The organism is Brevibacterium rongguiense (genome assembly GCF_009857845.1).
Lineage (GTDB): Bacteria > Actinomycetota > Actinomycetes > Actinomycetales > Brevibacteriaceae > Brevibacterium > Brevibacterium rongguiense.
Map to the genome: position 1 here is coordinate 1 of NZ_WWEQ01000029.1, position 25,735 is coordinate 25,735.

Annotated in this window: 24 protein-coding genes and 1 pseudogene; 7 read left to right on the forward strand and 18 right to left on the reverse strand. The window is 73.5% G+C overall.

Translation table 11 applies throughout. The features are described 5' to 3' along the window. Positions 1 to 132, forward strand: a pseudogene (locus GSY69_RS07925) (IS481 family transposase); the annotation flags it as partial. On the opposite strand, the gene GSY69_RS07930 reads toward GSY69_RS07925, so the two are convergent. Continuing rightward, positions 104 to 1,426: an o-succinylbenzoate synthase gene (locus GSY69_RS07930; RefSeq protein WP_160953329.1), complete on the reverse strand. Its 1,323-nt coding sequence runs from the start codon at positions 1,424 to 1,426 to the stop codon at positions 104 to 106. The pseudogene GSY69_RS07925 and the gene GSY69_RS07930 overlap by 29 nt on opposite strands. A 52-nt stretch (positions 1,427 to 1,478) precedes the next feature. On the opposite strand from GSY69_RS07930, the gene GSY69_RS07935 reads away from it, so the two are divergent. From GSY69_RS07935 to GSY69_RS07945, 3 genes are all read left to right on the forward strand, one after another. Further along, positions 1,479 to 2,420, forward strand: coding sequence for a 1,4-dihydroxy-2-naphthoyl-CoA synthase (locus GSY69_RS07935; RefSeq protein WP_160953330.1), 942 nt, complete (start codon positions 1,479 to 1,481; stop codon positions 2,418 to 2,420). 136 nt (positions 2,421 to 2,556) lie between these two features. Beyond that, positions 2,557 to 3,837, forward strand: coding sequence for an AMP-binding protein (locus GSY69_RS07940; RefSeq protein ID WP_160953331.1), 1,281 nt, complete (start codon positions 2,557 to 2,559; stop codon positions 3,835 to 3,837). Positions 3,838 to 3,998: 161 nt separating this feature from the next. Continuing rightward, entirely contained in the window at positions 3,999 to 4,934 is a 936-nt protein-coding gene (locus GSY69_RS07945; RefSeq protein WP_160953332.1) for a 1,4-dihydroxy-2-naphthoate polyprenyltransferase, read from the forward strand. Between the two features lie 280 nt (positions 4,935 to 5,214). On the opposite strand, the gene GSY69_RS07950 is transcribed toward GSY69_RS07945, so the two are convergent. After that, positions 5,215 to 5,691 carry a DUF4229 domain-containing protein gene (locus tag GSY69_RS07950; protein WP_160953333.1) on the reverse strand — a complete coding sequence of 159 codons (477 nt, stop codon included), beginning with the start codon at positions 5,689 to 5,691 and terminating at the stop codon, positions 5,215 to 5,217. Between the two features lie 78 nt (positions 5,692 to 5,769). Here GSY69_RS07950 and GSY69_RS07955 point away from each other — a divergent pair, with 78 nt between their 5' ends. Continuing rightward, a complete protein-coding gene (locus GSY69_RS07955; protein ID WP_160953334.1) occupies positions 5,770 to 6,090 on the forward strand; it encodes a PLD nuclease N-terminal domain-containing protein in 321 nt (106 codons plus the stop codon). A 276-nt stretch (positions 6,091 to 6,366) separates the two neighbouring features. On the opposite strand, the gene ccsB is transcribed toward GSY69_RS07955, so the two are convergent. From ccsB to GSY69_RS08025, 14 genes are all read right to left on the reverse strand, one after another. After that, positions 6,367 to 7,533: a c-type cytochrome biogenesis protein CcsB gene (gene ccsB, locus GSY69_RS07960; RefSeq protein WP_160953335.1), complete on the reverse strand. Its 1,167-nt coding sequence runs from the start codon at positions 7,531 to 7,533 to the stop codon at positions 6,367 to 6,369. A gap of 53 nt (positions 7,534 to 7,586) precedes the next feature. After that, complete coding sequence (resB, locus tag GSY69_RS07965; RefSeq protein ID WP_328698809.1) at positions 7,587 to 9,335, reverse strand: cytochrome c biogenesis protein ResB; 1,749 nt, start codon at positions 9,333 to 9,335, stop codon at positions 7,587 to 7,589. Beyond that, positions 9,336 to 10,115: a cytochrome c biogenesis CcdA family protein gene (locus GSY69_RS07970; protein WP_160953360.1), complete on the reverse strand. Its 780-nt coding sequence runs from the start codon at positions 10,113 to 10,115 to the stop codon at positions 9,336 to 9,338. It lies immediately after the preceding gene. Then, positions 10,112 to 10,705, reverse strand: coding sequence for a TlpA family protein disulfide reductase (locus tag GSY69_RS07975; RefSeq protein WP_235936393.1), 594 nt, complete (start codon positions 10,703 to 10,705; stop codon positions 10,112 to 10,114). Before GSY69_RS07975 ends, GSY69_RS07970 begins: the two co-directional genes overlap by 4 nt. Then, the gene (locus tag GSY69_RS07980) at positions 10,702 to 11,376 is read right to left on the reverse strand and encodes a histidine phosphatase family protein (RefSeq protein ID WP_160953336.1); all 675 of its coding nucleotides are present in this window, start codon (positions 11,374 to 11,376) and stop codon (positions 10,702 to 10,704) included. The genes GSY69_RS07975 and GSY69_RS07980 overlap by 4 nt, the downstream gene beginning before the upstream one ends. Further along, positions 11,373 to 12,776 carry a glutamate-1-semialdehyde 2,1-aminomutase gene (gene hemL, locus GSY69_RS07985; protein WP_160953337.1) on the reverse strand — a complete coding sequence of 468 codons (1,404 nt, stop codon included), beginning with the start codon at positions 12,774 to 12,776 and terminating at the stop codon, positions 11,373 to 11,375. Before hemL ends, GSY69_RS07980 begins: the two co-directional genes overlap by 4 nt. A 19-nt stretch (positions 12,777 to 12,795) precedes the next feature. After that, positions 12,796 to 13,257 carry a MarR family winged helix-turn-helix transcriptional regulator gene (locus GSY69_RS07990; protein WP_160953338.1) on the reverse strand — a complete coding sequence of 154 codons (462 nt, stop codon included), beginning with the start codon at positions 13,255 to 13,257 and terminating at the stop codon, positions 12,796 to 12,798. After that, positions 13,254 to 14,252: a porphobilinogen synthase gene (hemB, locus tag GSY69_RS07995; protein ID WP_160953339.1), complete on the reverse strand. Its 999-nt coding sequence runs from the start codon at positions 14,250 to 14,252 to the stop codon at positions 13,254 to 13,256. The genes GSY69_RS07990 and hemB overlap by 4 nt, the downstream gene beginning before the upstream one ends. Before the next feature lies 1 nt (position 14,253). After that, a complete protein-coding gene (locus GSY69_RS08000; protein ID WP_160953340.1) occupies positions 14,254 to 15,918 on the reverse strand; it encodes a bifunctional uroporphyrinogen-III C-methyltransferase/uroporphyrinogen-III synthase in 1,665 nt (554 codons plus the stop codon). Further along, on the reverse strand, positions 15,915 to 18,419 hold the full coding sequence (gene hemA / locus GSY69_RS08005) for a glutamyl-tRNA reductase (protein WP_160953341.1): 2,505 nt from the start codon (positions 18,417 to 18,419) through the stop codon (positions 15,915 to 15,917). The genes GSY69_RS08000 and hemA overlap by 4 nt, the downstream gene beginning before the upstream one ends. Next, positions 18,416 to 19,252 carry a redox-sensing transcriptional repressor Rex gene (locus GSY69_RS08010; RefSeq protein WP_160953342.1) on the reverse strand — a complete coding sequence of 279 codons (837 nt, stop codon included), beginning with the start codon at positions 19,250 to 19,252 and terminating at the stop codon, positions 18,416 to 18,418. Before GSY69_RS08010 ends, hemA begins: the two co-directional genes overlap by 4 nt. Positions 19,253 to 19,537: 285 nt before the next feature. Next, complete coding sequence (locus GSY69_RS08015; protein ID WP_160953343.1) at positions 19,538 to 19,834, reverse strand: glutaredoxin family protein; 297 nt, start codon at positions 19,832 to 19,834, stop codon at positions 19,538 to 19,540. Between the two features lie 117 nt (positions 19,835 to 19,951). After that, on the reverse strand, positions 19,952 to 20,050 hold the full coding sequence (locus GSY69_RS08020; protein WP_003792170.1) for a 30S ribosomal protein bS22: 99 nt from the start codon (positions 20,048 to 20,050) through the stop codon (positions 19,952 to 19,954). 135 nt (positions 20,051 to 20,185) lie between these two features. Beyond that, a complete protein-coding gene (locus GSY69_RS08025; RefSeq protein WP_160953344.1) occupies positions 20,186 to 21,388 on the reverse strand; it encodes an acetoin utilization protein AcuC in 1,203 nt (400 codons plus the stop codon). A 179-nt stretch (positions 21,389 to 21,567) separates the two neighbouring features. Between GSY69_RS08025 and GSY69_RS08030 the strand changes: the two genes are divergently transcribed. Together GSY69_RS08030 and GSY69_RS08035 are read left to right on the forward strand one after the other, a co-directional pair. Beyond that, positions 21,568 to 22,944 (forward strand): TrkH family potassium uptake protein, encoded by a 1,377-nt coding sequence (locus tag GSY69_RS08030; RefSeq protein WP_160953361.1) that lies wholly within the window; start codon positions 21,568 to 21,570, stop codon positions 22,942 to 22,944. 108 nt (positions 22,945 to 23,052) lie between these two features. Next, a complete protein-coding gene (locus tag GSY69_RS08035) occupies positions 23,053 to 23,730 on the forward strand; it encodes a potassium channel family protein (protein WP_160953345.1) in 678 nt (225 codons plus the stop codon). A gap of 39 nt (positions 23,731 to 23,769) precedes the next feature. On the opposite strand, the gene proC is transcribed toward GSY69_RS08035, so the two are convergent. Beyond that, the gene (gene proC / locus GSY69_RS08040; RefSeq protein ID WP_160953346.1) at positions 23,770 to 24,609 is read right to left on the reverse strand and encodes a pyrroline-5-carboxylate reductase; all 840 of its coding nucleotides are present in this window, start codon (positions 24,607 to 24,609) and stop codon (positions 23,770 to 23,772) included. 130 nt (positions 24,610 to 24,739) lie between these two features. Next, positions 24,740 to 25,687 carry a sugar phosphate isomerase/epimerase family protein gene (locus tag GSY69_RS08045; RefSeq protein WP_160953347.1) on the reverse strand — a complete coding sequence of 316 codons (948 nt, stop codon included), beginning with the start codon at positions 25,685 to 25,687 and terminating at the stop codon, positions 24,740 to 24,742. Between the last annotated feature and the right edge of the window lie 48 nt (positions 25,688 to 25,735).

The following is a 25,735-nucleotide window of genomic DNA, read 5'->3' on the forward strand; positions in this document are numbered from 1 at the left end:
TACAGTTCCGAGACCGAACGCCGAGGTGAACTTCCTGGTTGGTTGCATGTCTACAATCACCACAGGGTTCACTCCGCGATCGGAGCCCCGCCCATCAGCAGACTCAACAACCTGCCTGGACATCACAGCTAGTCCCCGGCCCCGAGCGGTCGGCAAACTCACCGCGCTCCACTCGCCCGCGCAGATGCTCCCAGCACGCCTCGAGCCTGCGGACCCACCACGCGGTGCGCACGGGGCCCGCATCCAGCTCGGCCAGCAGCTTCGCGTCCGGTTCGACTCGGCCCACCGGCAGCTCGCCGCCCACCGCGCGCAGCGGCGGCTGGGCGACGTCGCGCTCGAACAGTGCGCTCGTGCCCAGGCCTGCGGCAACCGGGGGCAGGCTCGCGGCCAGCGCGGCCCCAGCGGCCAGACCCACGGACGTCTCGAGCGCCGAGGACACCGTGGCGGGCAGGCCTGCCTGCTCCACGATGGACAGCGCGCGGTGCACCCCGCCCAGCGGCTGCGCCTTGACGATGATGTGATCGGCCGCGCCCAGCCTGGCGACGGTGAGCGGGTCCTCGGCCTTGCGGATCGATTCGTCGGCGGCGATCCGCAGCCCCAGGCGCTCCGCCTGCGCCCAGGCGCGCAGGTCGGCGAGCTCGCGGACGTCCATGACCGGCTGCTCGATGTAGTCGCACGCCTCGGCGAAACCCGGCAGCCGCGCGAAGCGGGCGAGCGCGGTGCGGGCCTGTGCGGGCCCGTAGCGGCCGTTGGCATCGAGGCGCACCCGCATGCCGGGGGCGGCCGCGCGCACCGCGGCGATGCGGGCGAGGTCCTCCTCGAGGCCCGCGCCGCCCGCATCGTCGGCACCGCCCGCCGCGCCCGTGTCGGCGATCTTGATCTTCACGCACTGCGCCCCGTCGTAGCGGGCGAGCACCTCCGCCACCCGCTCTGCCGGGACCGCCGGCAGGGTGGCGTTGACGGCCACCGCGGGGCGCCTCGGCGGCGGGAACGGGCTCGTGGCCGCCTCGATGGCCGCGGCCAGCCAGGTGGAGGCCTCCGGCACGGCGTACTCGGCGAACGGGGAGAACTCCGCCCAGCCGGCGGGCCCGCGCAGCAGCAGCGCCTCGCGCACGGTGATGCCGCGGAACCGGGCGACCATGGGCAGGGAGACGGCGCACATCCGGTCGAAGAGGTCGGCGGGCTCACCGGCGAGCACCTGCGCCAGCCCACCGCCGAGGCGCTCCTCGGGCCGGCGCTCCCCGGGCCGGGACTGCCCCGGCCCGGGGGCCCGAGGTTCGCGCCCCGCGGCCTGGCCGGTCTCGGACTGGCGCACACCGGCCCGGGTCGCCTCGGGTCCACGATCCGCGGTCGTGTGCGCGCCGGGCGCGGGGGCCCGCGCTGGAAGCGGTGGAAGCGGTGCGGTGCCGCCGGTGTCGTCGCGCATGCCCCCAGCGTAGGCGGCGCCCGGCCGGGCCGGGCACTATCCTTGGAACCCTATGAGCCCAACCGATTCCGCCCCAGCGCCCGTGTCCCAGACCTTCGACCCCGCGAAGTGGCGCGAGGTGCCCGGCTTCGACTTCACGGACATCACCTACCACCGCGCCATCGATGCCCAGGGGGCCGACGTGGGCTGCGTGCGCATCGCGTTCGACCGGCCCGAGGTGCGCAACGCGTTCCGCCCGCACACGGTGGACGAGCTCTACCGCGCCCTCGACCACGCCCGCCAGACCCCCACCGTGGGCGCGGTCCTGCTGACGGGCAACGGCCCCTCCCCCCGGGACGGCGGCTGGGCGTTCTGCTCCGGCGGCGATCAGCGCATCCGCGGGCGCTCGGGCTACCAGTACGCGGACGGCGAGACCGCGGAGTCGGTCGATCCCGCGCGCGCCGGCCGGCTGCACATCCTGGAGGTCCAGCGCCTCATCCGCACGATGCCCAAGATCGTCATCGCGGTCGTCCCGGGCTGGGCGGCCGGCGGCGGGCACAGCCTGCACGTCGTGTGCGACCTCACGATCGCCAGCCGCGAGCACGCCCGCTTCAAGCAGACGGATGCGGACGTGGGCTCCTACGACGCGGGCTACGGCTCCGCCTACCTGGCCAAGCAGGTGGGCCAGAAGCGGGCGCGGGAGATCTTCTTCCTGGGCCGGGCCTACTCCGCGCAGGAGATGGCGGACATGGGCGCGGTCAACGAGGTCGCCGACCACGCAGAGCTCGAGGACGCCGCGCTCACGATGGCCCACGAGATCCTGGGCAAGTCGCCCAATGCGCAGCGGATGCTGAAGTTCGCGTTCAACCTCGCCGACGACGGCCTCATGGGCCAGCAGGTGTTCGCGGGCGAGGCCACCCGCCTGGGCTACATGACCGACGAGGCCGTCGAGGGCCGCGATGCCTTCCTGGGCAAGCGGGAGCCCGACTGGTCGCCGTTCCCGTGGTACTACTGACCCCGCGGTACCGCTGAGCGGCCGGCACCACTGGGCCGCTGGGGCTCCTGAACCGCCGGCTCCGCCGATCACCCCACCCCGAGCGAGGACCGCCCTGCACACTCCCGTCGAACTCTCCGAGCTGCTGCGCCGCGCCATGGCCGGCCGGCACACCGTCGTCCTGCCCGCGCGCAGCGGGGAGAGTGCCTCCGTCGTCGAACCGAGCGCGTTCGACCCCGCCGGCACGGGGCGCGGCGCGCCTGCCCTCGTCGTCCACACCTCGGGCTCCACGGGGGCGCCCAAGGGTGTGGCGCTGAGCGCGGACGCCCTGCGCGCCTCGGCGGAGGCGACGGCGTCATACCTGGGCGGGCACGGCCGCTGGTACCTGGCCCTGCCGCCCAACCACATCGCCGGCGCGCAGGTGCTGCTGCGCTCGCAGCTGGCGGGCACGACCCCGTTCGTGGCGCAGGGCCGCTTCAGCGCGCAGGGCTTCGCGCAGGAGGTGCGCGACCTCCGCACGGCCGCGCTCCACTCGGCCGCCGAGCCGCTCTACACCTCCCTCGTGCCCACGCAGCTCGTGCGGATCATGCGCGATCCGGCCGCCGTGCGCGCCGCGGCGGCTTTCGACGCGATCCTGCTGGGCGGAGCCGCGCTGTCCCCAGCGCTGCTGGCCCGCGCCGCGGATGCCGGGCTGCGCATCGTGCGCACCTACGGCATGAGCGAGACCGGCGGCGGGTGCGTCTACGACGGCGTGCCGTTCGACGGCGTGCGCGTGGCCATCACCGCTCACTCGCGCATCGAGCTGGCGGGCCCGGTGCTCGCCGATGGCTACATCGCCCACGATCCGAGCGCCGGAACCCTGCGGGCGCTGCCGGACGAGGGCACGGGCTTCTCCGGTGCGGGCACTGCATGCGCCTTCCTCACGAGCGACCTGGGCCGCCTGGCGGGGGGCGTGCTCAGCGTGCTCGGCCGGGCCGACGACGTCATCATCACCGGCGGTGAGAACGTCTCGCCGCTCGCCGTCGAGCACGCCCTGCTCGCGCTGCTGGAACCGCACGGGGTCGCCGAGGTGCTCGTCACCTCGGTGCCCGACGAGGAGTGGGGCGAGCGCTTGGTCGCGCTCGTCACGGCCGAGGCGGGTGAGTTCTCCGCGGCCCGGGGCGCGGACCCGCAGCGCCAGGCCGGGCGCGTGCGCGAGCTGGCGGCGAAGACGCTGCTGCAGAACGGCGGGCCGAGCGCACCGCGCAGCGCGCCGCCCGCGGCCGCGGCCGTCCCCGCCGCCGAGCGGCCCGCTCTCGCACCCCATGAGCGCCCCATGGCGGTCATCGCCGTGGGGGCCCTGCCGACCACCGGCATCGGCAAGCCCGACCGACGGGCCGCCCGAGCGCTCGCGGCCCGCAGGCTCTCCGGCTCCGGGGGCAGCGTGGGCGCCCGCTGAGCGAACCGGACGAACTCGCAGCCCATCGGCGCGCCGAGTACGATGGGGTGGCCGATCGTGCGTTCGATATGAGCGCGGGCCGGCACGGCAGCGCACCGCCCGGGGCACCTCGGGCGCGGATGGCGCACACACACGGATGAGCGAAAGGGCGGCGAGCGCGCATGGCGACAGCGGCGCAGTGGATCGAGGGCGCGCGGCTGCGCACCCTCCCCCTGGCCATCGCCCCGGTTCTCATCGGCACCGGCGCGGCGCTGGGCAGCATCGGCGGCCTGTCCTCGCTCATCATCGGCTCCGTCGACGACGGCCAGCCCCACGGCGTGCACCTGCCCTCGCTCTTCCTCCGGGCGCTCCTCGCCCTGGTCGTCTCACTGGGGCTGCAGATCGGCTCGAACTACGCCAACGACTACTCCGATGGCATCCGCGGGACCGATGACGAGCGCGTGGGGCCGCTGCGCCTGACCGCCACCGGTGCCGCCCCGCCGCATGCCGTCAAGCGCGCCGCATTCGCAAGCTTCGCGGTGGCCGGGCTGGCCGGCGTGCTGCTGACCATCGTGTCGCACTCGTGGTGGCTCATCCCCGTGGGCGTCCTCGCGGTGCTCGCGGCCTGGTACTACACGGGCGGCAAGCACCCCTATGGCTACATCGCGCTGGGCGAGGTGTTCGTCTTCGTCTTCTTCGGCCTCGTCGCGACACTGGGCAGCGCGTACTCCATGGTCCACCGGCTCTCCCCGTCCGCCTGGGCGGGCGCGGTGGCGATCGGGCTGTTCGCCTGCGCCGTGCTCATGGTCAACAACCTGCGCGACATCCCCTCGGACTCGCAGGTGGGCAAGACCACGCTCGCGGTGCTCCTGGGCGACGACCGCTCCCGCGCTGTCTACGCCCTCCTCGTCTTCGCGCCCTACGTGCTGCTCATCGTCCCGATCCTCACCGGCCAGCCCGCCGCGCTGCTCGCGGTGCTCTCCCTGGTGCTCATCGTCTCCCCGCTCAAGACGGTGCTGGGCAATGCGGAGGGCACGGCGCTCATCCCCACGATCAAGCACACGGGGCTCGCCGCGCTCACGTACTCGGCGCTGCTGGCACTCGGCCTCTCGCTCTGACGGCCGCCCGCCGGGCCTGCCGCTGCGGCGGGGCGGTTGGCGCGGGGGCTCGGCGCCGGGTAGCGGTCAGCGCGGCACGGGGTGCCGGGCGCGGCGCCTCCGCGGGGTGGCGGGCGCGCGGCTGAAAGGTCATTCCTGTGCGGTCCCCTGCCCCACCCGGTGCCGAACGGTCAATCCTGTTCGCTCTGGCGCACCGGAACCGTACGAAACCGACCGCTCACCGGCCCGCAGATCGCTGCGTGCCGCAGTGGCGGTGATGCAGCAGCGGGGCGCGCGCCGGTCAGGGCTCGGCGCGGTGGTCCGAGGCGGGCGGAGCCTCCGCTGTGTCCGGCTCGGCGGCGTCTGCTGGCTCCTCGGGCTGAGCGGCGTCGAGGGCCTCATCCTCGGCGGACTCATCGGCGCCGCGGCGGCGCGGGCCCGTAGCGGCTGCGCGCAGCTGGTCGTCGACGGTTCGCTCACCCTCACGCTGGGCGTTCGCTTGCTCGGCGTCCACTTGCCGTGCGTCGGCAGGACGGGCGTCGGCCGGGTGAGCACCGGGCGAGCTGGCCGCGGAGGCCTTTGCCAGCCGGCGGCGCTTGGCCATCGCATCCGTGGCCCGGCGTCGCAGGCCGGCCAGCAGGAGATAGCTGAGCATGGCGGCAATGAGCACGGCCGCCACGAGCGAGAAGACGGACGGGCCGAGTGCCCACACGACGACGACGAGCGTGACGGCGAGCAGGCCCAGGCGGGCGAGGGAGTACAGGACGAATTCGCGCATGACGGCCACGATTCTAGTCGCGGCGGCTGAGCGCCCGCCCCACGTGGACCGCGCGCCGCGTGCACTATCCTGGGCGGCATGTCTCGCATCCTCATCGCCGTTGTCGTGCTCTACGCGGCGATCGCCATCTACAGCGTCTTCGACTGCGCGCTGCGCGAGCGGGACCTCATCAAGATCATGCCGAAGGCCGCGTGGCTGGCCGTCATCGTGTTCGTGCCCGTCATCGGCATCGTGCTGTGGTACCTGTTCGGCCGCACGAGCTTTCCCCAGCGCCGCCCGTCAGGTCCCGCGGCCCCGGACGACGACCCGGAATACCTCGATCGCATCGCACAGAGCGTCCGCGACGAGCAGGATCGCCGCCGGCGGATGCGCGAGCGCGGCGAAGATCCGGACGCCTGAGCGCCCGCCCACCAGCCGCGCTGCTCAGCGGCTGCTGCCGCATTCCCCGAGCGAGTGAGCCCAGCCAACGTAGCCGGACCGTGTTGCATCCCCGGGGTGCGTCAGCACAGCCGCCACAGCCGGGCCGTGTTGCCTGGACCGAGCGCGCCACCTCAGCCGGCGCACCCGCCCTGCCACCACCCTGCCAGAGCAGCACCGCCCCACCAGAACAGCACCGCGCCACCCGAACCCAGGCGCTCAGCCGTTCGGCGGCGAAGCAGCCCGCCTTTCAACCGCTCAGCTGCTCAGCCCCGAGTACGCGTGCAGGCCGTTGAAGAAGACGTTGACGATCGTGAAGTTGAAGATCACGCAGAGGAAGCCCACGAGGTTGAGCACCGCGACCTTCGTGGGGCTCCAGCCGCGCGTGGCCCGCGAGTGCAGGTACGCCGCGTAGACGACCCACACGACGAAGGTCCAGATCTCCTTCGAGTCCCAGCCCCAGTAGCGGCCCCAGGCCACCTCGGCCCAGATGGCCCCGGCGATGAGCGTGAACGTCCACGTGATGAAGCCCACCGCGGCGATCCGGTAAGAGGCCTTCTCGATGTCGTCGCTGGCGGGCAGCCGGTCCATGAAGCGCAGGATGCGCGGCGACTTCGCCTCGCGCCAGGCGCGCAGCATCTGGAACACCGCGAGCGCCGCGGACACGGAGAGCAGCGCGGTGGAGAGGATCGCGATCGGCACGTGGATGTAGATCCAGTAGTTCTGCAGGGCGGGGACGAGCTGCGCGGCCGGCGTGTAGAACACCGTGATGCTCAGGCCCAGCGCCAGGAGCACGGCCCCGGTGACGAATGTGCCCAGGTAGCGCACGTCCTTGACGCGGACCGTGACGAGGTAGACGATGCACGCGATTGCCGAGGCCGTCATCGCGTATTCCATCATGTTGCCCCACGGCACGCGCATGACGGACAGGCAGCGCGTGACGATGGCGGCGATGTGCAGGAGCAGCGCCAGCACGGTCAGGGCGGTGCCCACGCGGGCCAGGCGGCGGATCCCGCCCGAGGCGCCGCGCTCCGGTGCGCCCGCGCCCGGCCCGTCCGCACCCGCACCCGCGCTGGGGCCATCCGCGTCCGCGGCCTCGGCCGGCTCGCTCGAGCCCGCTCGCGCCTGGCCGCCGTCAGCGTCCGCCTCGTCCTCCGCGTCGAGCACGGCCACCTGCTCGTGGCGCGAGGTCCGGTGCACGGAGCTCTTCGCCGAGGCGCGCCCCGCGCGGCCCTGCGCGCGCGACCCGGCGCGCGAGCGGGCCCCGGCCCGCGCCTCGGCCGCGGTGCGGCGGGCAGCGGCGTCAGCGGTGCGCTGGCGGCCGAAGAGGTCGAACGCGTACACGAGGAACGCGATCGCGTAGACGGCCATGGCCGAGTACACGAGCAGGTTCGACCAGGCGGCCAGGGTGACGTTGACGTCCATGTACTCGGTTCCTCTGCAGCAGCATTTTCCGGGGAGCGCGGCTGAGCGACTCCTCAGTCCCGCAAGTCTACGGCAAGGTCCGCGGCCGCCGCCTGGACGCGGGGGTCCTCACCGCGGGCCAGCGCGGCCACCTCGACCCGGCCGTCCTTCACGCGCACCCACATGCGCCGGCGCGGCACGAACAGGGACAGGCCCAGGCCGGCCACGAGCAGCACGGAGAAGACGAGCATGAAGCCCTGCGTGGGGTCGTGGCGGACGTCGAGCGAGACGTACTTGTCGATCCGGTCGAGGGTGATGGAGCCCAGCCCATCGGGCAGCTGGGCGGTCTTGCCGGGGCTCATCTCGAGGCGCAGCGGCTGCCCGTCGGCGCCGGCGATGGGCTCCATCTCCGAGGTGTCGAGTTCGTAGACGGACTGCGCCTGCCCGGAGTCGAGGCCCAGATTGCCCTTGTAGGCGGTCATGACGAGGTAGGGCCGCTCAAGGCCGGCGAACGTGGAGATGAGCTCGTCGTCCTGGTTCAGCCCGGCGGTGGGCAGCAGTACCGCGCCGAAGCCCAGCTGCTCCTTGCCTGCGTCGGGGACCTTGATGACGCCGCGCGAGGTGTAGTTGCCGTCCTCGGGGAGGAAGACGACCGGCCCCGAGAACGTCACCTGCCCCTTCGCGTTGCGGGTCGTGACGACCGGCGCGTAGCCGTTGCCGGTGAGGTAGACGCGCGTGCCGTTGATGCGGATGGGCTCGTTGACGCGCAGCTCGTGCTGGGTGGAGGCCCCGTTCGAGGTCTCCGTGACCTTGGCGAGGAAGCTGCGCGGCTGGCCGAACTGGCTGCCCTGGGCCTGGGTGTCGAAGGTGGCGTCGAACGAGTCCAGCCTGAGCCGGAAGTCCGGCATCCGGTCCGAGTCGTAGTACGAGCCCGGTTCGAAGGAGTCGTAGGAGACGAGCGAGTTGGTGAACGTGTCGCCCTCGACGAGGACGCGCTGGCCCGAGTAGCCGAAGAGGGAGCCCGCGGCCATCGTGATGACGAGGGCGAGCAGGGAGATGTGGAAGACGAGGTTGCCGGTCTCGCGCAGGTAGCCGCGCTCGGCGGCCACGTGGTCCTCGGCCAGGGCCGTGCGGTAGCCGGCCCTCTTCAGCCGCTTCTGGGCCTGAAGCAGCAGCGCCTGGGGCGCCTGGCCCTCCGGCAGCGCGAACTCCTCGTAGCCGGGCATCCTGCCCAGCCTGCGCGGCGCCTTGGGCGGCTTGGCGCGCATCGCCTTCCAGTGCTGCGCGGAGCGGGGCACCACGCAGCCCACCAGGGAGATCATGAGGAGGATGTAGACGGCGGAGAACCAGAACGAGGAGTAGACGTCGAAGAGCTGGAGCCGGTCGAGGACCTGGCCGAGCTGCCCGTTGTCCTGGATGTAGGTCGTCACCCGGCCCGGGTCCTGGATGCGCTGGGGCAGGAGCGAGCCGGGAATGGCCGCGAGCGCCAGGATGAGCAGCAGGATGAGGGCCGCGCGCATGGTCGTCAGCTGCCGCCAGGCCCAGCGGGCCATGCCCAGCACGCCGAGGTTGGCCGGAGCCGCCGTCCGCGAGGCGCCCCCGCGCCTGTCGGCCAGGCTGCCCCGGGGTGCCCGGCCGGCCTGCGCCGCCTCCTCGGCGGGTTCGCTCCCGGCCGCTGCTCCGTTCCTGCGCTTCGCCACCTGCTCGAGCTGCTCCTCTTGCGTCGTGGGCCGCTGCTCGCCAGCTGCGGGCCGTTCCCTGCTCGGTGCGGGCCCGCCCGCGTCATCGTGCGCGGGCCGGCCTGCGTGATCGTGCTCGGCCACTCAGATCACCGTCTCGAATCCGCCCACGGCGTTCTGCACGCCGCTCATCCACGCCGTCCACAGCCCGCTGATGAGGACGAGGCCCACCGCCACGAGCATCGCGCCGCCGGCCAGCTGGATCCCGCGCTGGTGCTCGCGCACCCAGCGCAGGCGGCCCATGCCCTTGTGCACGAGCACCGCGACGATGAGGAAGGGCACGCCCAGGCCCAGGCAGTAGGCGAACGTGAGCAGCGCTCCGCGGGCACTCGACCCCTCCGCTCCGAAGCCGGTGGACAGAGCGAGCACGGCGGCGAGCGTGGGGCCGATGCACGGCGCCCAGCCGAGTGCGAACGTCGCGCCCAGCAGCGGCGCGCCCCAGAGCCCCGCGCGGGGGCGCGCATGCACTCGCCGCTCCCGCTGCAGGCCGCGCAGCCCGCCCATGAAGACGATGCCCGCGATGACGACGAACACGCCCATGATGCGGATCGCGATGTCCGTCCAATTGCCCAGCAGCGCCCCCAGCGAGGAGAACACGGTGCCCAGGCAGACGAAGACGACGGCGAAGCCCAGCACGAAGAGGCTGACGCCCAGCACCACCGTCGAGGTCCTGCGGTCCTTCGCGTGCGCCCCGGTCAGCCCGGTCACGTAACCCACGTAGCCGGGCACGAGCGGCAGCACGCACGGGGAGAGGAACGAGACGAGCCCGGCCAGCGCGGAGACGCCGAGCGCCGCGAGGAGCGGCCCGCTCAGCGCGGTCTGCGCGAACGTGTGTCCGAGTCCGCCTGCGAGCACGCCGGTCAGCCCTGCAGCGCGTCGTCGATGACGCCGGTCAGCGTCGAGGACTCCACGCGGCCCACGATGCGCGCGGCCGCCCGGCCCTGGGCATCGAGCACGACGGTGGACGGGGTGGCCTGCGGCGGCAGGATCGCCGACAGCAGGGAGACCATCCGGCCGTCCGCGTCGAGCATGACGGGGTACTTGATGGCGAACGTGTCGATGAACGCCTGGGCGGCGGCCTTCTGGTCCCGGACATTGACGCCCAGGAACTCCGCGCGCCCCTTGTACTTCTGGGCCACCTTCACGAGCTCGGGGGCCTCGCGGCGGCACGGCGGGCACGCGGCGTACCAGAGGTTGATGACGACGGCGCGGGGGCGCCACTGCTTGAGGTCGGCCCGCTTGCCGTCGAGCAGGGTGAAGGCGAGGTCGAGGGGCTCCTTGCGCTCACCGGGCGCGATCTGCGTGACGACGCCGTCGCCGGAAACGTAGCCCTGCCCCGAGCCCGCCTGCTTGGCCAGCTGGTCGTTGTCCGTGCTGCAGCCGCTCAGGCCCAGCAGGCCCGCACCGGCCCCCAGCGCGCCGAGCGCACCCAGCGCGCCGCGGCGGTCCATCATGCCCCCACCCCCGCCCGGGCGGGCTGGAGGTCTGCGCACACGTCCCGGTAGTCCACGCCCACCAGTGTGCCCCCGTCGTATGTGAGGGTCGTGACAGAGCCCAGCGCGCACTCGCGGGCGCGGGGATCGTGCCACAGGCGCCGGCCCTCGGCGAAGCGGCGGGCCATCCAGATGGGCAGCTGGTGGGACACGATGATCCCGTCCGCGGACTCCAGGCCCTCGGCGGCCGCGGCATCCTCGAGGCGCCGGCGCAGGCTCGCGATGGCCGCGGTCATCCGCAGCGCCTGCGCGCGGTAGGCCTCGCCCCACGAGGGGCGCAGCGGGTTGTAGACCATCGCCAGCCTCGCCGGCTCGAGCAGCGTGCGGCGGTCGACCCGCATTCCCTCGAAGCCGTTGCCGGCCTCGATGACGCGCTCGTCGACGACGGGCTCGAGGTCCAGCGCGGCGGCGGTGGGCGCGATCGTCTCCGCGGTGCGCTGCAGCGGGGAGCGCACGAGCCCGCGGATCGCAGCGCCGCCCGTCTCCTGGGCCGCCGCGTAGTGCTCGCCGAGGCGCTGGGCCATGCGGCCGCCGCGCTCGGAGAGGCCGTAGCCGGGCAGTCGGCCGTAGAGGATTCCCTCGGGGTTGTCGACCTCCCCGTGGCGGGTGAGGTGGACGCGGGTGCGGGTCATGCGCCGGCCCCCGTTCGGGTCCCGGCGGCGGCCGCGGCCGCGCGGGCCGCCTGCGGCAGCGCGGCGATGATCCGGTCGATGACCTCCGGGGTGTGGGCCAGGGAGAGGAACCACACCTCGAACGCGCTGGGCGGCAGGTGGACGCCCTGGTCGAGCATCGCGGTGAAGAACGCGGCGTAGGCGGCGGTGTCCTGGCTGCGCGCGTCCTCGTAGTCGCGGACCTCGCGGTCGGTGAAGAAGACGGAGAACATCGAGTTCGCGCTCTGGATCGTGTGCGCCACGCCCTCGCGCTCGAGCGCCTCGGCGATGGCCGGGCGCAGCGCGTCTGCGGCGGTTTCGAGGTGGGAGTAGACGTCGAGCTCCGTGGTCAGGCGCAGCGTCTCGAGGCCCGCCGCGGTGGCAACGGGATTGCCCGCCAGCGTGCCCGCCTGGTAGACCGGCCCGGCCGGCGCCAGGTGGCCCATGACCTCGGCCCTGCCGCCGAACGCGGCCGCCGGGAAGCCGCCGCCCATGACCTTGCCGAACGTGAAGAGGTCGGCGGGGCCGTCGGGATAGCCCTCGCGCTCGGACTCCCAGCCGTACCAGCCGGCCGGGCCCACGCGGAAGCCGGTCATGACCTCGTCGGAGATCATGAGCGCACCATGGGCCCGGGTCAGGCGCCGGATGAGCTGGGTGAAGCCCTCGCGCGGCGGCACGATGCCCATGTTGCCGGGGCACGCCTCCGTGATGACGCAGGCGATCGAGTCGCCGTGCTCGGCGAACGCCTCCTCGAGGGCCTGGGCGTCGTTGTAGGGCAGCACGATTGTGTCCGCGGCGTCGGCGCCGGTCACGCCGGGCGTATCCGGCAGCGCGAACGTCGCCAGGCCGGAGCCGGCCGCCACGAGCAGCGAGTCGACGTGGCCGTGGTAGCAGCCGGCGAACTTCACGACGCGCGAGCGGCCGGTGCAGCCGCGGGCCAGGCGGATGGCCGACATCGTCGCCTCCGTGCCGGAGGACACGAGGCGCACCTCGTCCACGGGCTCGATGCGCTCGACGATGGCCTCGGCCAGCCGCACCTCGTTCTCACTCGGGGTGCCGAACGAGAAGCCCCGCGCGGCCGCCTCCTGGACGGCGGCGAGGACCTGGGGGTGGGCGTGGCCCAGGATCATGGGGCCCCAGGAGCCGATGAGGTCGACGTATTCGCGGCCGTCGGCATCGGTGAGCAGGGCGCCCTGCGCGCGCTCGATGAACCGCGGCGTGCCGCCCACCGCGCCGAACGCGCGCACGGGCGAGTTCACACCGCCGGGGATGACCCGCTGGGCGCGGGCGAACAGCTCCCGGGACCGGGCGGTGGGGTCGGCCTGGGCGGCCGAGCCGGCGGCGTGCGGTGCGGTGTCCTGGGGTGCGGTGTCCTGGGGCATGTGTCTCCTTTCGCGGGGCTCAGCGCTGCCCGCGCATGTGCTTCGCCACGGCGCCCATGGCGCGGGCGAGCGCCTGGGTGTCCTCGGCGTCGATGAGGTCGATGAGGTTCTCGCGCACGTCCTCGACGTGGTAGGGGGCGGCGGCCTTGAGCAGCTCCCAGCCGGCCTCGGTCATGGAGCACAGCACACCGCGCCCGTCCTCCGCGGTGGCCGTGCGCTCGAGGAGGCCGCGGCGCTCCATCCGGCCGACCACATGGGTCAGCCGGGAGCGCGACATCACTGTGCCGTTGGCGAGCTCCGCCATCCGCATCGAGTGGTCGGGGCGCTCGGAGAGGCGCACGAGGACCTCGTACTCCCCCATCCCGATCCCGAAGCGGGTGCGCAGCCCGCGTTCGAGCTCCGCGCTCAGCAGCGAGAAGCCCTCGAGCAGGCTGCGCCACGCGCGCTGCTGCCCGTCGTCGAGCCAGCGCGGCTCGCTCACGCCGTCTCCCGCAGCCACCCGGCCGCCTCGGTCGCCCAGTAGGTGAGCACGGCGTCCGCGCCGGCGCGCTTGAAGCCCATGAGCGACTCGAGGATCGCAGCGCGGCGGTCGATCGCGCCGGCCCGGGCGGCGAACTCGATCATCGCGTACTCCCCGGAGATCTGGTAGGACCACACCGGGACGGGGCTGGCCGCTGCGACCTCTGCGAGCACGTCAAGGTAGGGCATGCCCGGTTTGACCATGACGATGTCGGCGCCCTCGGCGAGGTCGAGCTCGAGCTCGCGCAGCGCCTCGCGGCCGTTGGCCGGATCCTGCTGGTAGGTGCGCCGGTCGCCCGTCAGCTGCGAGTCGACAGCCTCCCGGAAGGGCCCGTAGAAGGCGGAGGAGTACTTCGCCGTGTAGTCCATGACGACGGTGTCGAGGAGTCCCGCCTCGTCGAGGCCCGTGCGCACGGCGGCCACCTGGCCGTCCATCATGCCCGACAGGCCCAGCACCTGCGCCCCGGCGCGCGCCTGGGCGAGCGCCATGGACACGTAGCGGTCCAGGGTGGCGTCGTTGTCGACGCCGCCGTCGGCTGCGAGCACGCCGCAGTGGCCGTGCGAGGTGAATTCGTCGAGGCACAGGTCGGCCATGACGACGAGGCGCTCGCCCACGGCGTCCCGCACGGCCGCGATGGCCCGGTTGAGGATGCCGCCCGGGTCATCGGCGGCCGAGCCGGTCGCATCGCGGTGGGCCGGGATCCCGAAGAGCATGACGCCGCCCACCCCGGCATCGGCGGCGCGCTGCGCGGCGGCAACGAGCGAGTCGAGGCTGTGCTGGCTCACGCCGGGCATCGTCGCGAGTTCGACGGGGGCCTCGAGGCCCTCCTTGACGAACATGGGCTCGATGAGCTCGGCGGGGCTCAGGCGGTGCTCCGCGACGAGGCGGCGCAGGGCGGGGGTGCGGCGGAGGCGGCGGGGGCGGATGGCTCCCGGAGCCAGCGAGTAGTCGGGCATGTCAGCTCCTCCTGGAACGGCTGCGCCTCTTCTGCGAGGGGCGCAGCGGGGCGAGACCCGCGGCGAGGTCTTCGTCGCGCATCCGCCGGGCGTCGGCGACGAGGGCATCGATGAGGGCGCCCACGTTCGCCTCGGGTGCGGTCACGTCCACGCGCAGGCCGTGGTCGCGCGCGGTCTGCGCCGTGGCCGGGCCGATGCACGCGACGACCGTGGTGGGGTGCGGCTTGCCCGCGATCCCCACGAGGTTGCGCACGGTCGACGACGAGGTGAAGAGCACCGCGTCAAACTCGCCGCCCTTGATGGCGTCGCGCACCGGAGCGGGCGGCGGGGCCGCACGCACCGTACGGTACGCCGTCACGTCGTCGACCTGCCAGCCGCGCTCGGTGAGGCCCGTCACAAGCACCTCGGTGGCGATGTCGGCGCGCGGCAGGAGGACGCGGTTGAAGCCGCCCTCGTCGTCGAACTCGGGCCAGATCGCGGCGAGCCCGCGGGCGGACTGCTCGGCGGTGGGCACGAGGTCGGGGTCGATGCCCCACTCGCCCAGCGCCTCGGCGGTCTTGCCACCCACGGCCGCCACCTTGACGCCGGCCAGGCTGCGGGTGTCGAGGCCCAGGTTCGCCAGCCGCATGCGCACGGCGCGCACGGCGTTGACGGAGGTGAAGCCCACCCACTGGTAGTCGCCGTCGACGAGCGCCCGGATCGCCTTGTCCATCTGCTGCGGGGTGCGCGGGGGCTGGATCGCGATCGTCGGCACGACGGTGCCCACGGCGCCGAACTCGGCGAGCACCTCGGAGGTGTCCGCGCCCTGCTCCTTGGTGCGCGGGATGAGCACCTGCCAGCCGAACAGCGGGCGCGATTCGAACCAGGACAGCTCGGAGCGGGCGGCGATGCCCTGGCCCAGGAGCACGGTGAGGTGCTCGTCGGCGATCTCCTCGGCGATCCGGTCCGGGGCAGCGCCCAGCGCCGTCTCGATGGTGAGCTGGCTGATCGTGGAGACGTTGGCCGCGATGAGCGCGGGAGTCTGCGGGTCCCAGCCGTCGGCGAGCAGCGCGCGGATGCCGGCGGTCATCTCCTGGGGCGAGCCCATGAGCACGTGGCCCGTGTTGCGGTGCTTGGAGACGTCGACGTGGCTCTGCTCGCCGGCCTCGACGAAGCGCACCGAGCGCACCCGGTTCGTCGTCAGGGGCGTGCCCGTGTAGGCGGAGACGGCGGCGCTGAGCCCGATGCCGGGCACGATCTCGAACGGCACGTCGCCGCGGTGGACGGCGGCGGCCTCATCGGTCGTCGTGGAGAACAGCACGCCGTCGTAGGGCACGAGCCGCACGACGACGCCCTCCTCCTGGGCCAGCGTCGCGAGCCGGCGCCCGCGGGTGGTCGCCGAGGTGCCGAGCTCCGCGGCGTCGATGCGCCGGGCCGCCGTCGGCAGGTAGGCGTCGAGGATGTCGTCGTGGATGCGCTCGTCGTGGACGACGACGCCGGCGGCCGCGAGCAGGTCCGCGCCGCGCATCGTCATGAGCCCCGGGTCGCCGGGTCCGGCGCCGAGGAAGTACACGTGGGGGCTCTCGCGCAGCGGCGCCTGGGCATGCGCGGGGTCGCCCGCGGCGGGCGCGCCCTCCACCCGGGTCCCGGGATCCGCGGGGGCGGTGTCCTTCGTCTCGTCGCTCATCGGCTCACGCCCCTCGCAGTCTCCACATGGGTTCGGGGCGCGTTGGCCCCCGGCGCCGAGGTGCCGGGCACCTCGCCGAGTGCGCCGAGCAGCTCGTCGGCGCTGAGGTAGCCCAGCTCGCGGGCGCTGCGCCGGTTGTCCGCGGCGGCCCCGGCATCGGCGCTGCCCACGCTGGCGGCGAGGCGGGCGAACCGGCTGACCTGCTGGAGGCGGCCCTCGTCGTCGGCCATGACCGCCGTGAGGGTGAGCGCCTCGCCGTCGAGCTCGGCGAGCGCGCCGATGGGCGCCGAGCAGCCCGCCTCGGCGCGCGAGAGCACGGCGCGCTCGCTGAGCACGCACAGGGCGGCGGCCTCGTCGTGGAGGCCGGCCAGCGCCTCGCGCAGCTCGGCGTCCGTCGCGGCGATGTCCGCGTCCGCGGCGCGGCACTCCACGGCCAGGGCGCCCTGTCCGGGCGCGGGCAGCATGACGGAGGTGGCGAGCACATCGGTGACCTCGCTCAGCCGCCCGAGCCTGCGCACCCCGGCCGCGGCGAGGACGACGCCGTCCAGCCGGCCCTCGGTGACGTGGCGGATGCGGGTGTCGACGTTGCCGCGCACGCCGCGCACCTCGATGTCCGGGCGCGCCGCGCGCAGCTGGGCCGCGCGGCGCGGTGAGCCGGTGCCCACCACGGAGCCGGCGGGCAGCTCGGCCAGGGTCAGCCCGTCGCGGGCGATAAGGACGTCGGAGGGGTCGACGCGCGGGGGCACGGCGGCCAGGTCGATGCCCGCGGCCGGGGCCGTCGGCAGGTCCTTGAGCGAGTGCACGGCGATGTCGACCTTGCCCGTGAGCAGAGCCGTGCGCACGGCGGAGACGAACACGCCGGTGCCGCCCAGCGCGGCGAGCGGGGTCATGTTGATGTCGCCCTCGGTGACGACCTCGCAGATCTCGACCCGCCAGCCCGTCTGGGCGGCGAGCTGCTGGGCCAGGGCCGTGGACTGGGCGCGGGCGAGCTGGGACCGGCGCGTGCCGAGCTTGACCGTGCGGCCCGTGTAGTGGGCGGGCTCGACGACGTCGAGGGTGTGGTCGGCCACGGGGGTCAGGCCGTCGGCGGCGACCGGTGACCGCTCGGCCCCACCGGGGCGCCGCGGGGCTGCGCTCGGGCCGCTGCGGGCCATCGGGGCGGCGCCGGGCCGCTGGAGGTCGGAGATCGTGTCCGCGCGCACGGCGGGCGCCGAGGACAGGTCGAACAGCGTCGTCAGCGCGGCGGCGTAGTCGACGCCCGAGTCCTCGGCGGAGAGCTCCTTGACCCGCACCGTGGGCGTGTGGATGATCTTGTCCGCGGTGCGCCGCAGGCTCTTGCGGATCTCCTTGAGCACCGCCGCGTCGGCGCGCTCGCCCAGCTTGTTGGCCACGCGCTCGAACTCGGCCTCGACGGCGGCCGCCGCCTGCTCGCGCAGCGCCGCGACGGTGGGGCTGATCCGGTTGGCAGCGCGGCGCTGGGCGTCGGCGTCCATGGCCTCGCGGATGAGTCCGCGCACCTCGGCGATGACCGCGATGACGTCGGACCCGGCCTCCTGGCTGGCGTCGGCGAACATCCGCGAGAGGTCCTCGAGGCCCAGCAGACGGATGTGCGGCAGGTCCGCGACATCGGGGGCGATGTCGTGGGGCAGGGCCAGGTCGACGAGGAACGTGTTCTGCCGCGGCTTGGCCTTGGCCTGCAGGGCCGCGATGACGCGGTCGCGGTCGAGGACCGTGCCGCGCGCGCCCGTGACGGAGATGACGACGTCGGCGGCCGCCACCTCGGCGATGAGGGACTGCTCGTCGAACTCGACGGCGCGCCCGCCCACGGAGTCGGCCAGCCGCTGCGCCTTGACGAGCGTGCGGTTGAGGATGGTGATCGAGGCGGTGCCGGCGCGCGCGAGGGTCGCGGCGGCCAGGCCGGACATGGCTCCGGCGCCGATGATGAGCGCATTGGCCTGCGCGATCGGCCCCACGTGGTGGGCCGCGGCGGTCAGGGCGGCGTCGAGCAGCGATTGGGAGACGCTGTCGAGGGAGGTTTCGGCGTGGGCGCGCTTGCCCAGCTCGAGGGCGGCCTCGAGGGCGCGGGTCAGCGGACCGGACAGGGCGCCGGCCTCCCGCGCGGCCGTGTAGGCCCGGCGCAGCTGGCCGAGGATCTGCGCTTCGCCCAGCGCCATCGAGTCCAGGCCCGCGGCGACGGTGAAGAGGTGCTCCTGCGCGCGGTCGTCGAAGTAGACGGTGAGGTACTGGGCGAGTTCGCGCCAGTCCAGGCCGGTGGCGGTGACGAGCGCGCTGCCCATGTCCGCGAGGCCGCCGTGGAACGAGGTGACATCGGCGATGAGCTCGACCCGGTTGCAGGTGGCGAGCGCGGCGCCGCCGCTGACGTACTCCCCGGCGAGCATCCCCGCGCGCAGGGCCGCGATCCCCTCGCGGTCGAGCGCGATGGCGTCGAGCACGGACATCGGGGCGGAACGGTGGTTGATCCCCAGAACGAGCAGGGTCATGGTGTCATCTCCTGGGACCCGGGGTCCGGGTGCCGTTGCGGTGCTGTGCCGGACGGCGCCGGCGCGGCGGAGGGAGCGTCCGGCGCCCCGTCGCGGGGGGCGGGGCCGGGCGCGGGTGCTGCGGGGGCGGCGCCCGCGGGTTCAGCGCTCGCGGGATCGGCGCTTGTGGGGTCAGGGGCTGCGGCGGGGGCGTAGAAGCCCAGCAGCTGCATCTCCGAGGCCAGGTCGATCGAGCGCACGTGGACGTGCTCCGGGGAGCTCACGAGCACGGGTGCGAAGTTGAGCAGGCCGCGCACCCCTGCGGCGGCGCAGGCGTCCGCGGTGGCCTGGGCGGCCTCGGCGGGCACGGCGAGGACGGCGAGGTCGATGCCGGTCCGGGCGATGACGGCCGCCAGGTCGTCGGGGTGGCGCACCGTGAGCTCGCCCATCGCCGTGCCGATCTTGGCGGGGTCGTCGTCGAACACCGCGGCGATCTCGAAGCCGGCGGGCAGGAAGCCCGGGTAGTGGGCGAGCGCGGTGCCCAGGCGCCCCACGCCGACGATCGCGACGGCCCGGCGGGAGTCCACGTCGAGGAACCCGCGGATCGCGCGGGTGAGCGCGGTGGCGTCGTAGCCGACGCCGCGGCGGCCCACGGCGGAGACCTGGGAGAGGTCGCGGCGCAGGATCGCGGCGCCCACCTGGCACTTGCCGGCCAGCTCCTCGCTGGACACGGTCGTGCGGCCCTCGGCCACGAGCTCCTCGAGCGCGTGGAGGTAGGCGGGCAGGCGGGAGACGACCGGGGCGGGGACCTCGGGCACGGCGGGGCCGGGCCGCAGCTGTGTTGCGCTGTCCACCGATCTCACTCCTGTCCTCCGTGCGGGCCCGCCGGCGGCGGGTCCGCGGCCGCCCGGCTGCGCGCCGGGCGGGATCGCACCCGCCGCAGCGGGTGCGCATGCGGGTACTGCCCGCTGCGGGTGCCGAGCGCTGCGCGGGCCCAGCGGGGGGCTCGGTGCCCAGCGGCGCAGCGCCGCAGCGCTGGAGCGCCTCAGCACCTCAGTCGTTCAGCGCCTCGGTCCTCCAGCACCTCAGTCGTCCAGCCCCTCGGCCGTTCAGCGCCCAGTGCTGTGGTGGCCGGCGCCTCAGTGCCCGGCGGTGCCGGGCGGCCCGGGCTGGTCCGGGGCTCCCCGTGCCGCCATCGCGCGGTCGAGCGCGGCGGCCAGGCGCCCCTGGTCGACCCGGTGGAAGCTGTGCTGGCGCCCGCCGATGAGCACGACCGGCACCTCCCAGTCGTAGCGGGCGAGCAGGTCGGGGTCCGCATCGACGTCGCGCACCGCGACGGACAGGCCGCGCGCAGCCGCCTCCTGGGCGACGATCGGCGCGGCCTCCGCGCACAGGTGGCAGCCCTCGCGGGTGATGAGGGTCAGCTCGAGGCTCATGCGCACTCCACGGCGCTGCGGACCGGGCCGAGCGCGTGCCGGACGCGGGCACGCCCACGACAGCACGAAACCCCGCCGCCGGTGCGACGGGGGTCGGACACTGCGGCCCTGCGCGCCTTACTTCTTATTGCGGCGCTGGTGACGGGTCTTGCGCAGAAGCTTGCGGTGCTTCTTCTTGGCCATGCGCTTGCGGCGCTTCTTGATGACTGAACCCACAGTGATTCCTTTGCGTCGGAAACTCCCGCGAACACGGGGCTCACGGGCTGAACGTAACCGCTCTATGGTATCGGCCGCGCGGCCTTTTCCCAAACGAGCGGCGGGAGAGATGGGCGACAGGCGGGCGCCGGCGGCTCAGTCGTAGTACGCGTCGAGCCCGAAGAAGGGGAAGATGTTCTTGCGCGTGCTCATCACCGTGCGGTCCAGGTCGGATTCGGGATCGTAGCCGCGCGACCACGGCGCGAAGTCCGCATCGGAGCCGTCGGTCATGCGCACGGGTGCGTCGCGGTCGGTGAGCGCGAGGACGTAGTCGCGCCAGCGCTGGGGCACCTCCGCGGCGGGCTCGATATCGCGGCCCGCGGCGATCGCGACGAGCTGGACCCAGGCGCGCGGGACGACGTCGATGAGCGCATAGCCCCCGCCGCCCACGGCCAGCCACTTGCCGTCGGTGAGCTCCTCGGCGAGTCCGCGGACCCACGTGGCGGCCACGCGCATCGCGTCGACGCTGACCCGCAGGTGGGTGAGGGGGTCGAGGCGGTGGCCGTCGCAGCCGTGCTGGGAGACGATGACCTGCGGATCGAAGCCGCGCAGCACGGGCGGGACCACCGCGTCGACGGCGCGCAGCCAGTCCGCGTCCCCGGTGCGCGGGGGCAGCGAGATGTTGACGGCGCTCGCGGCGGCCTTGAGCCCCCCGATGTCGTTGGCGAAGCCCGTGCCCGGGAACAGGAACCGCCCGTTCTCGTGGGCGGAGACGGTGAGCACGCGCGGATCGTCCCAGAAGAACGACTCCGTGCCATCGCCGTGGTGCGCGTCGAAGTCGATGTAGGCGACCCGCTCGTAGCCCGCGTCGAGGAACTGCTGGACGGCGCCGGCGCAGTCGTTGTACACGCAGAATCCGGCCGCCTTGCCGGGCATCGCGTGGTGCATGCCGCCGGCGAAGCTCACCGCCCGGTCGTAGCGGCCGCCGGCGATCGCGCGCGCGGCCTCGACGCTGGCCTGGAAGATCCGCCCGGAGGCCTCGTGGATCGAGTCGAAGCGCGGCACGTCCTCGGTGCCCACCCCGTAGGCGGCCTGCGTGTGCTCGTCGACCTGGGAGACCCGCCCGGCGTCCTTGACGGCGGCGATGAAGTCCGGCTTGTGCAGCCGGGCGAGCTCCGCCTCGTCCACCTGCGGGATCGCCTCGATCGTGATGTTCGGGGCGTCGAAGAGCCCGAAGTCGGTGGCGAGCTTGGCCGTGAGGTCCAGGCGCAGCGGGTTCATGGGGTGGCTGGGCCCGAAGTTGTACTCGGTCAGCGACTCGTCCCACATGACGAGCACGTCGGTTTCTGCCGCACTCATGCGTCAACTGTAACCCCGGTCACGCCCCGCCCGAGGTGCGGGCGCGCACCCGCCCGCCCGCGCCTCGGGCGCGGAGTTGCGCAGCGTGGGCGGGCGCCGGGGCAGCCCGGGGCGGGCTCCCCCGGGGCAGCGCGGGCTCGCCGTAGGATGTCCGGGTGAGCAGACTGCCCGGGGACCCCATGAGCGAGCGCGTGTTCGCCCCGGGCCGGCGCCTGCGCGACTTCGTCGACAGGGTCGCCGACTCCTCCCCCGCTCGCCTTGCGATGGTCTCGTTCGTGGGCGTCATCGCGGTCTTCGCCGTCCTGCTGTGCCTGCCGATCGCCCACCGCGACCCCGGTGACATCTCAATCGCGAAGTCCGTCTTCACCGCCGTGTCCGCCGTGTGCGTGACCGGGCTGACGCCGGTGGTCACGGAGGAGTACTGGTCGGACTTCGGGGTCGCCGTCATCACGGCTGGCATCCAGGTGGGCGGCCTGGGCATCCTCACCCTGGCCTCCGTGCTCGGCATGGTCGTCTCCCGCAAGCTGGGCGTGCGCCAGCGGCTCATCGCGGCGCAGGCGACGAACACGTTCAAGCTGGGCCAGGTCGGCACGCTGCTGCGCGTGGTCGTCGGCACGATCGTCGTCGCCGAGGCGGTGGTCTTCGCCCTGCTCCTGCCCCGCTTCCTGCTGCGCGGCGAGGAGCTGGGCGATGCGGTCTGGCACTCCGCGTTCTATGCGATCTCCGCGTTCAACAACGCGGGCTTCACGATCCACTCCGGCGGCATGGAGCACTTCGCCAACGATCCGTTGATCCTCATCGTCATCATGCTCGCGGTGTTCGTGGGCTCCCTGGGCTTCCCCGTCATCCTCATGGTCACCTTCCTGTGGCGCCGACCGCGGCGCTGGGACCTGCACACGAAGCTCACGCTGGCGACCTCCGGGATCCTCGTGGCGGTGGGCTTCGCCTTCCTCCTCCTCTTCGAGGCGGGCAATCCGCGCACGCTGGGCGCCCACGGCTTCTGGGACACGAACGTCGAGGCGCTCTTCATGTCCGTGATGACTCGCTCGGGCGGGTTCTCCACGGTGAGCGTGCCGGACATGTCGGCCAGCAGCCATCTGCTTGTCGACGTCCTCATCTTCATCGGCGGCGGCTCCTCGTCCACGGCCGGCGGCATCAAGGTCACGACGCTTGCGATCCTCGTGCTCGCCGCCTGGTCGGAGGCCCGTGGCCTGCGCGATGTCAGCGCCTTCCAGCGGCGCATCGACCCCTCGGTCATCAAGGTGGCGATCTCCGTGACCCTGGCGGGCTTCACGATCGTCATCGTCGGCACGCTCATCATGCTCCAGGTCACCCACCTCAAGCTCGACCTCGTGCTCTTCGAGGTCATCTCCGCGTTCGGCACCTGCGGGCTGTCCTCCGGCGTGACGGAGGCCTCGCCGCCCGCCGGCCTCTACGTCCTCTCCGTCCTCATGTTCCTGGGCCGGCTGGGTACGATTACGCTGGCGGCGGCGGTCTCCCAGCGCGACACCCAGCGGCTGTACCGCTTCCCCGAGGAGCGGCCGATCATCGGTTGAGCACCGCGGCGCACGCCGGGATGCGAATGGCCCTGCGGGGCAGGACGACAGTGCGACCGGCCCTGTGACGATGTCTGAGCCTGTGATGACGAGTGAGAAGGAGAGCGCGTGGCCAAGAAGTCCTCCGAGCGGGAGGCGTCCTCGATCCTCGTGATCGGGCTGGGGCGCTTCGGCTCGGCTACCGCGGAGGGGCTCATGAGTCTGGGCCGCGAGGTCATGGCGATCGAGCGCAGCCCGGAGGTCGTCCAGCAGTGGACGGGCCGCCTCACCCACGTCGTCGAGGCCGATTCGACGAACATCGAGGCGCTGCGCCAGGTGGGCGCCGAGGACTTCACGACCGCCGTCGTGGGCATCGGCACCTCGATCGAGGCGAGCGTGCTCACCACCGCGAACCTCGTGGACCTGGGCATCTCGCAGGTGTGGGCGAAGGCGATCTCGAACGCCCACGGCAAGATCCTGCGCCGGATCGGCGCGGAGCACGTGCTCTTCCCCGAGTCCGAGGCCGGGGCGCGCGTGGCCCACCTCGTGTCCTCGCGGATGCTCGACTACATCGAGTTCGACGAGGGCCACTTCGCGGTCGTGAAGATGCGCCCGCCCAAGGAGGTCCAGGGCTTCACGCTGGGCGAGTCGCGCATCCGGGACACGTACGGGGTCACGGTCGTGGGCGTGAAGAGCCCCGGGCGGGACTTCACGTACGCGGAGCCCAGCACCCGCATCGGCGCCCAGGACGTGCTCATCGTGGCGGGCAATGTGGAGCTGCTGGGCCGCTTCGCCGGCCGCCCGTAGCGCGGGAGCCCAGCGGGCGCTCCTGCGGCAGGCGGGCGCTCAGCCCTGCTGGTTCTCCGCTTCCATCTCCGCGGCGCGATCCCGGGCGGCGGTGGCGGCGCGCGCCACGACCGCCTCGAAGTCGGCGTCGGCGAGCGCGGTGATGGCCGCGTGCGTGGTGCCGCCCTTGCTCGTCACGGCGTTGCGCAGCGCGGCCGGGTCGCCCCCGTCGGCCAGCAGCGCACCGGCGCCCACGGCCGTCTGCACGACCATCCCGCGCGCCGTCTCCTCGTCCAGTCCCAGCTCCACGCCGGCGGCGACGAGCGCCTCGGCGAGGTAGAAGAAGTACGCCACGCCGGAGCCGGAGATGCCCGTCATCGCCCCGATCTGCTCCTCGCTGACCTCGAAGACCTCGCCCGCGCCGGACAGCAGCGCGCTCAGCTGCGCGCGCTGGTCCTCGTCGACGCCCTCCCCGGCCGCCAGCGCGATGACGCCGCGGCCCAGTGCGGAGGGGGTGTTCGGCATGATCCGCACGACCGGGTTGTCCGGGGCGAGCTCCTGGATCTGCGCGGCGGAGAAGCCCGCCGCCATGGACACGATGACGGCGCGGGCCGGCAGCGCGCCCGCGAGGTCGGCGAGCGTCCCGCGCATCATCCACGGCTTGACGCCCAGGAAGACGAAGTCCGCGCCGTCCACGGCCTCGCGGTTGGCATCCGGCTCGGACTCGAGCGAGGTCGCGGGGACGTCGAGGCGCTCGGCGAGCGCGCGCGCGGACTCCTGCGACTTCGTCGTGGCGTGCACCCGGTCGCGGGCGACGTGGTCCTCGCCCGCGGCGAGGATGCCCGCCAGCAGGGCAGCGCCCATGTTTCCGGTGCCCAGGAATGCGATCGTTGGCGTCATGCTGACTGCCGTCCTTTCGGTGGGGAGGTAGTGGGGTGTCGGTGCGGCTGCGCTCAGCGAGCCGAGCGCGAGGCGCCGGCCCGGCCCGCGCCTCGGCCGCGGCACCGGCCCGCTGGGCACACTGCCGCCGTCATCGGGCGGCGGTGAGGCCCAGGTGGCGCCGGGCGAAGGCGAGGGATTCGGCGAGCATCGCATCGCGGGTGGCCTTCTTCGCGACGAGGCGGGTGTTGACCTCGACGACGACGTCGCCGGCCCAGTTGTGCTTGGCGAGGTGCTGGAGGGTCTCCGCGACGGGCATGCGCCCGCGGCCGGGCACCAGGTGCTCGTCCTTGAGGGAGCCGGAGCCGTCGGTGAGGTGAACGACCGCCAGCCGGTCGCGGATCTCGGCCACCGTCTCCAGCGCGTTCATCCCGGCCGTCGCGGCATGGGAGAAGTCGAAGGTCATGGCGTCGTAGTCCTCGTCGAGCGGATTCCAGTCCGGCTGGTAGACGAGGATCTCGCGCACGCCGGCGCGCCACGGGTACATGTTCTCCACCGCCAGCGCGATCCCGGTCTCGGCTGCCATCCGGCGCACCCCGGGCACGAAGTCGCGGGCGTAGTCGCCCTGCCAGCGGAACGGCGGGTGGAGGACCACGGTGCGGGCGCCGGCCCGCGCGGCGAGCTCACAGGTCAGGCGCAGTTTCTCCCAGTGGTCGCGGTGCATGACGCGCGGCATGAGCAGCAGGGTGGGCGCGTGCAGCGACATGACGGGCAGGCCGGTGCGCTGCGACTCCGCGCGCATGAGCTCTGCGTCCTGCGTGCCGCGGTTGTTCGTCACCATGATCTCCACGCCGTCGTAGCCCAGGCGGGCCGCGGTGTCGAAGGTCTCCTCGACCGTCATGGGGGACACGGAGGAGGAGGAGAGTCCGATGCGGATCTCGTGGTCGGAGACGTGGCCGGCGCCGTGCTCGTAGACCGGGTTGGCCGCGAAGTACTCGCGGTGCCGGCGGGAGTTCGCCTTCGCCGAGTTCTTGGCGGTCAGTGCCCTGCGCGCCGGGGTCGGCCGGTCCGTCTCGCTGTCTTCGCTCTTCCCGCTCACGGCGCTTAGTCTACTGGCGCCCGGCCGCGGGCCATGACCCCCTCGGGA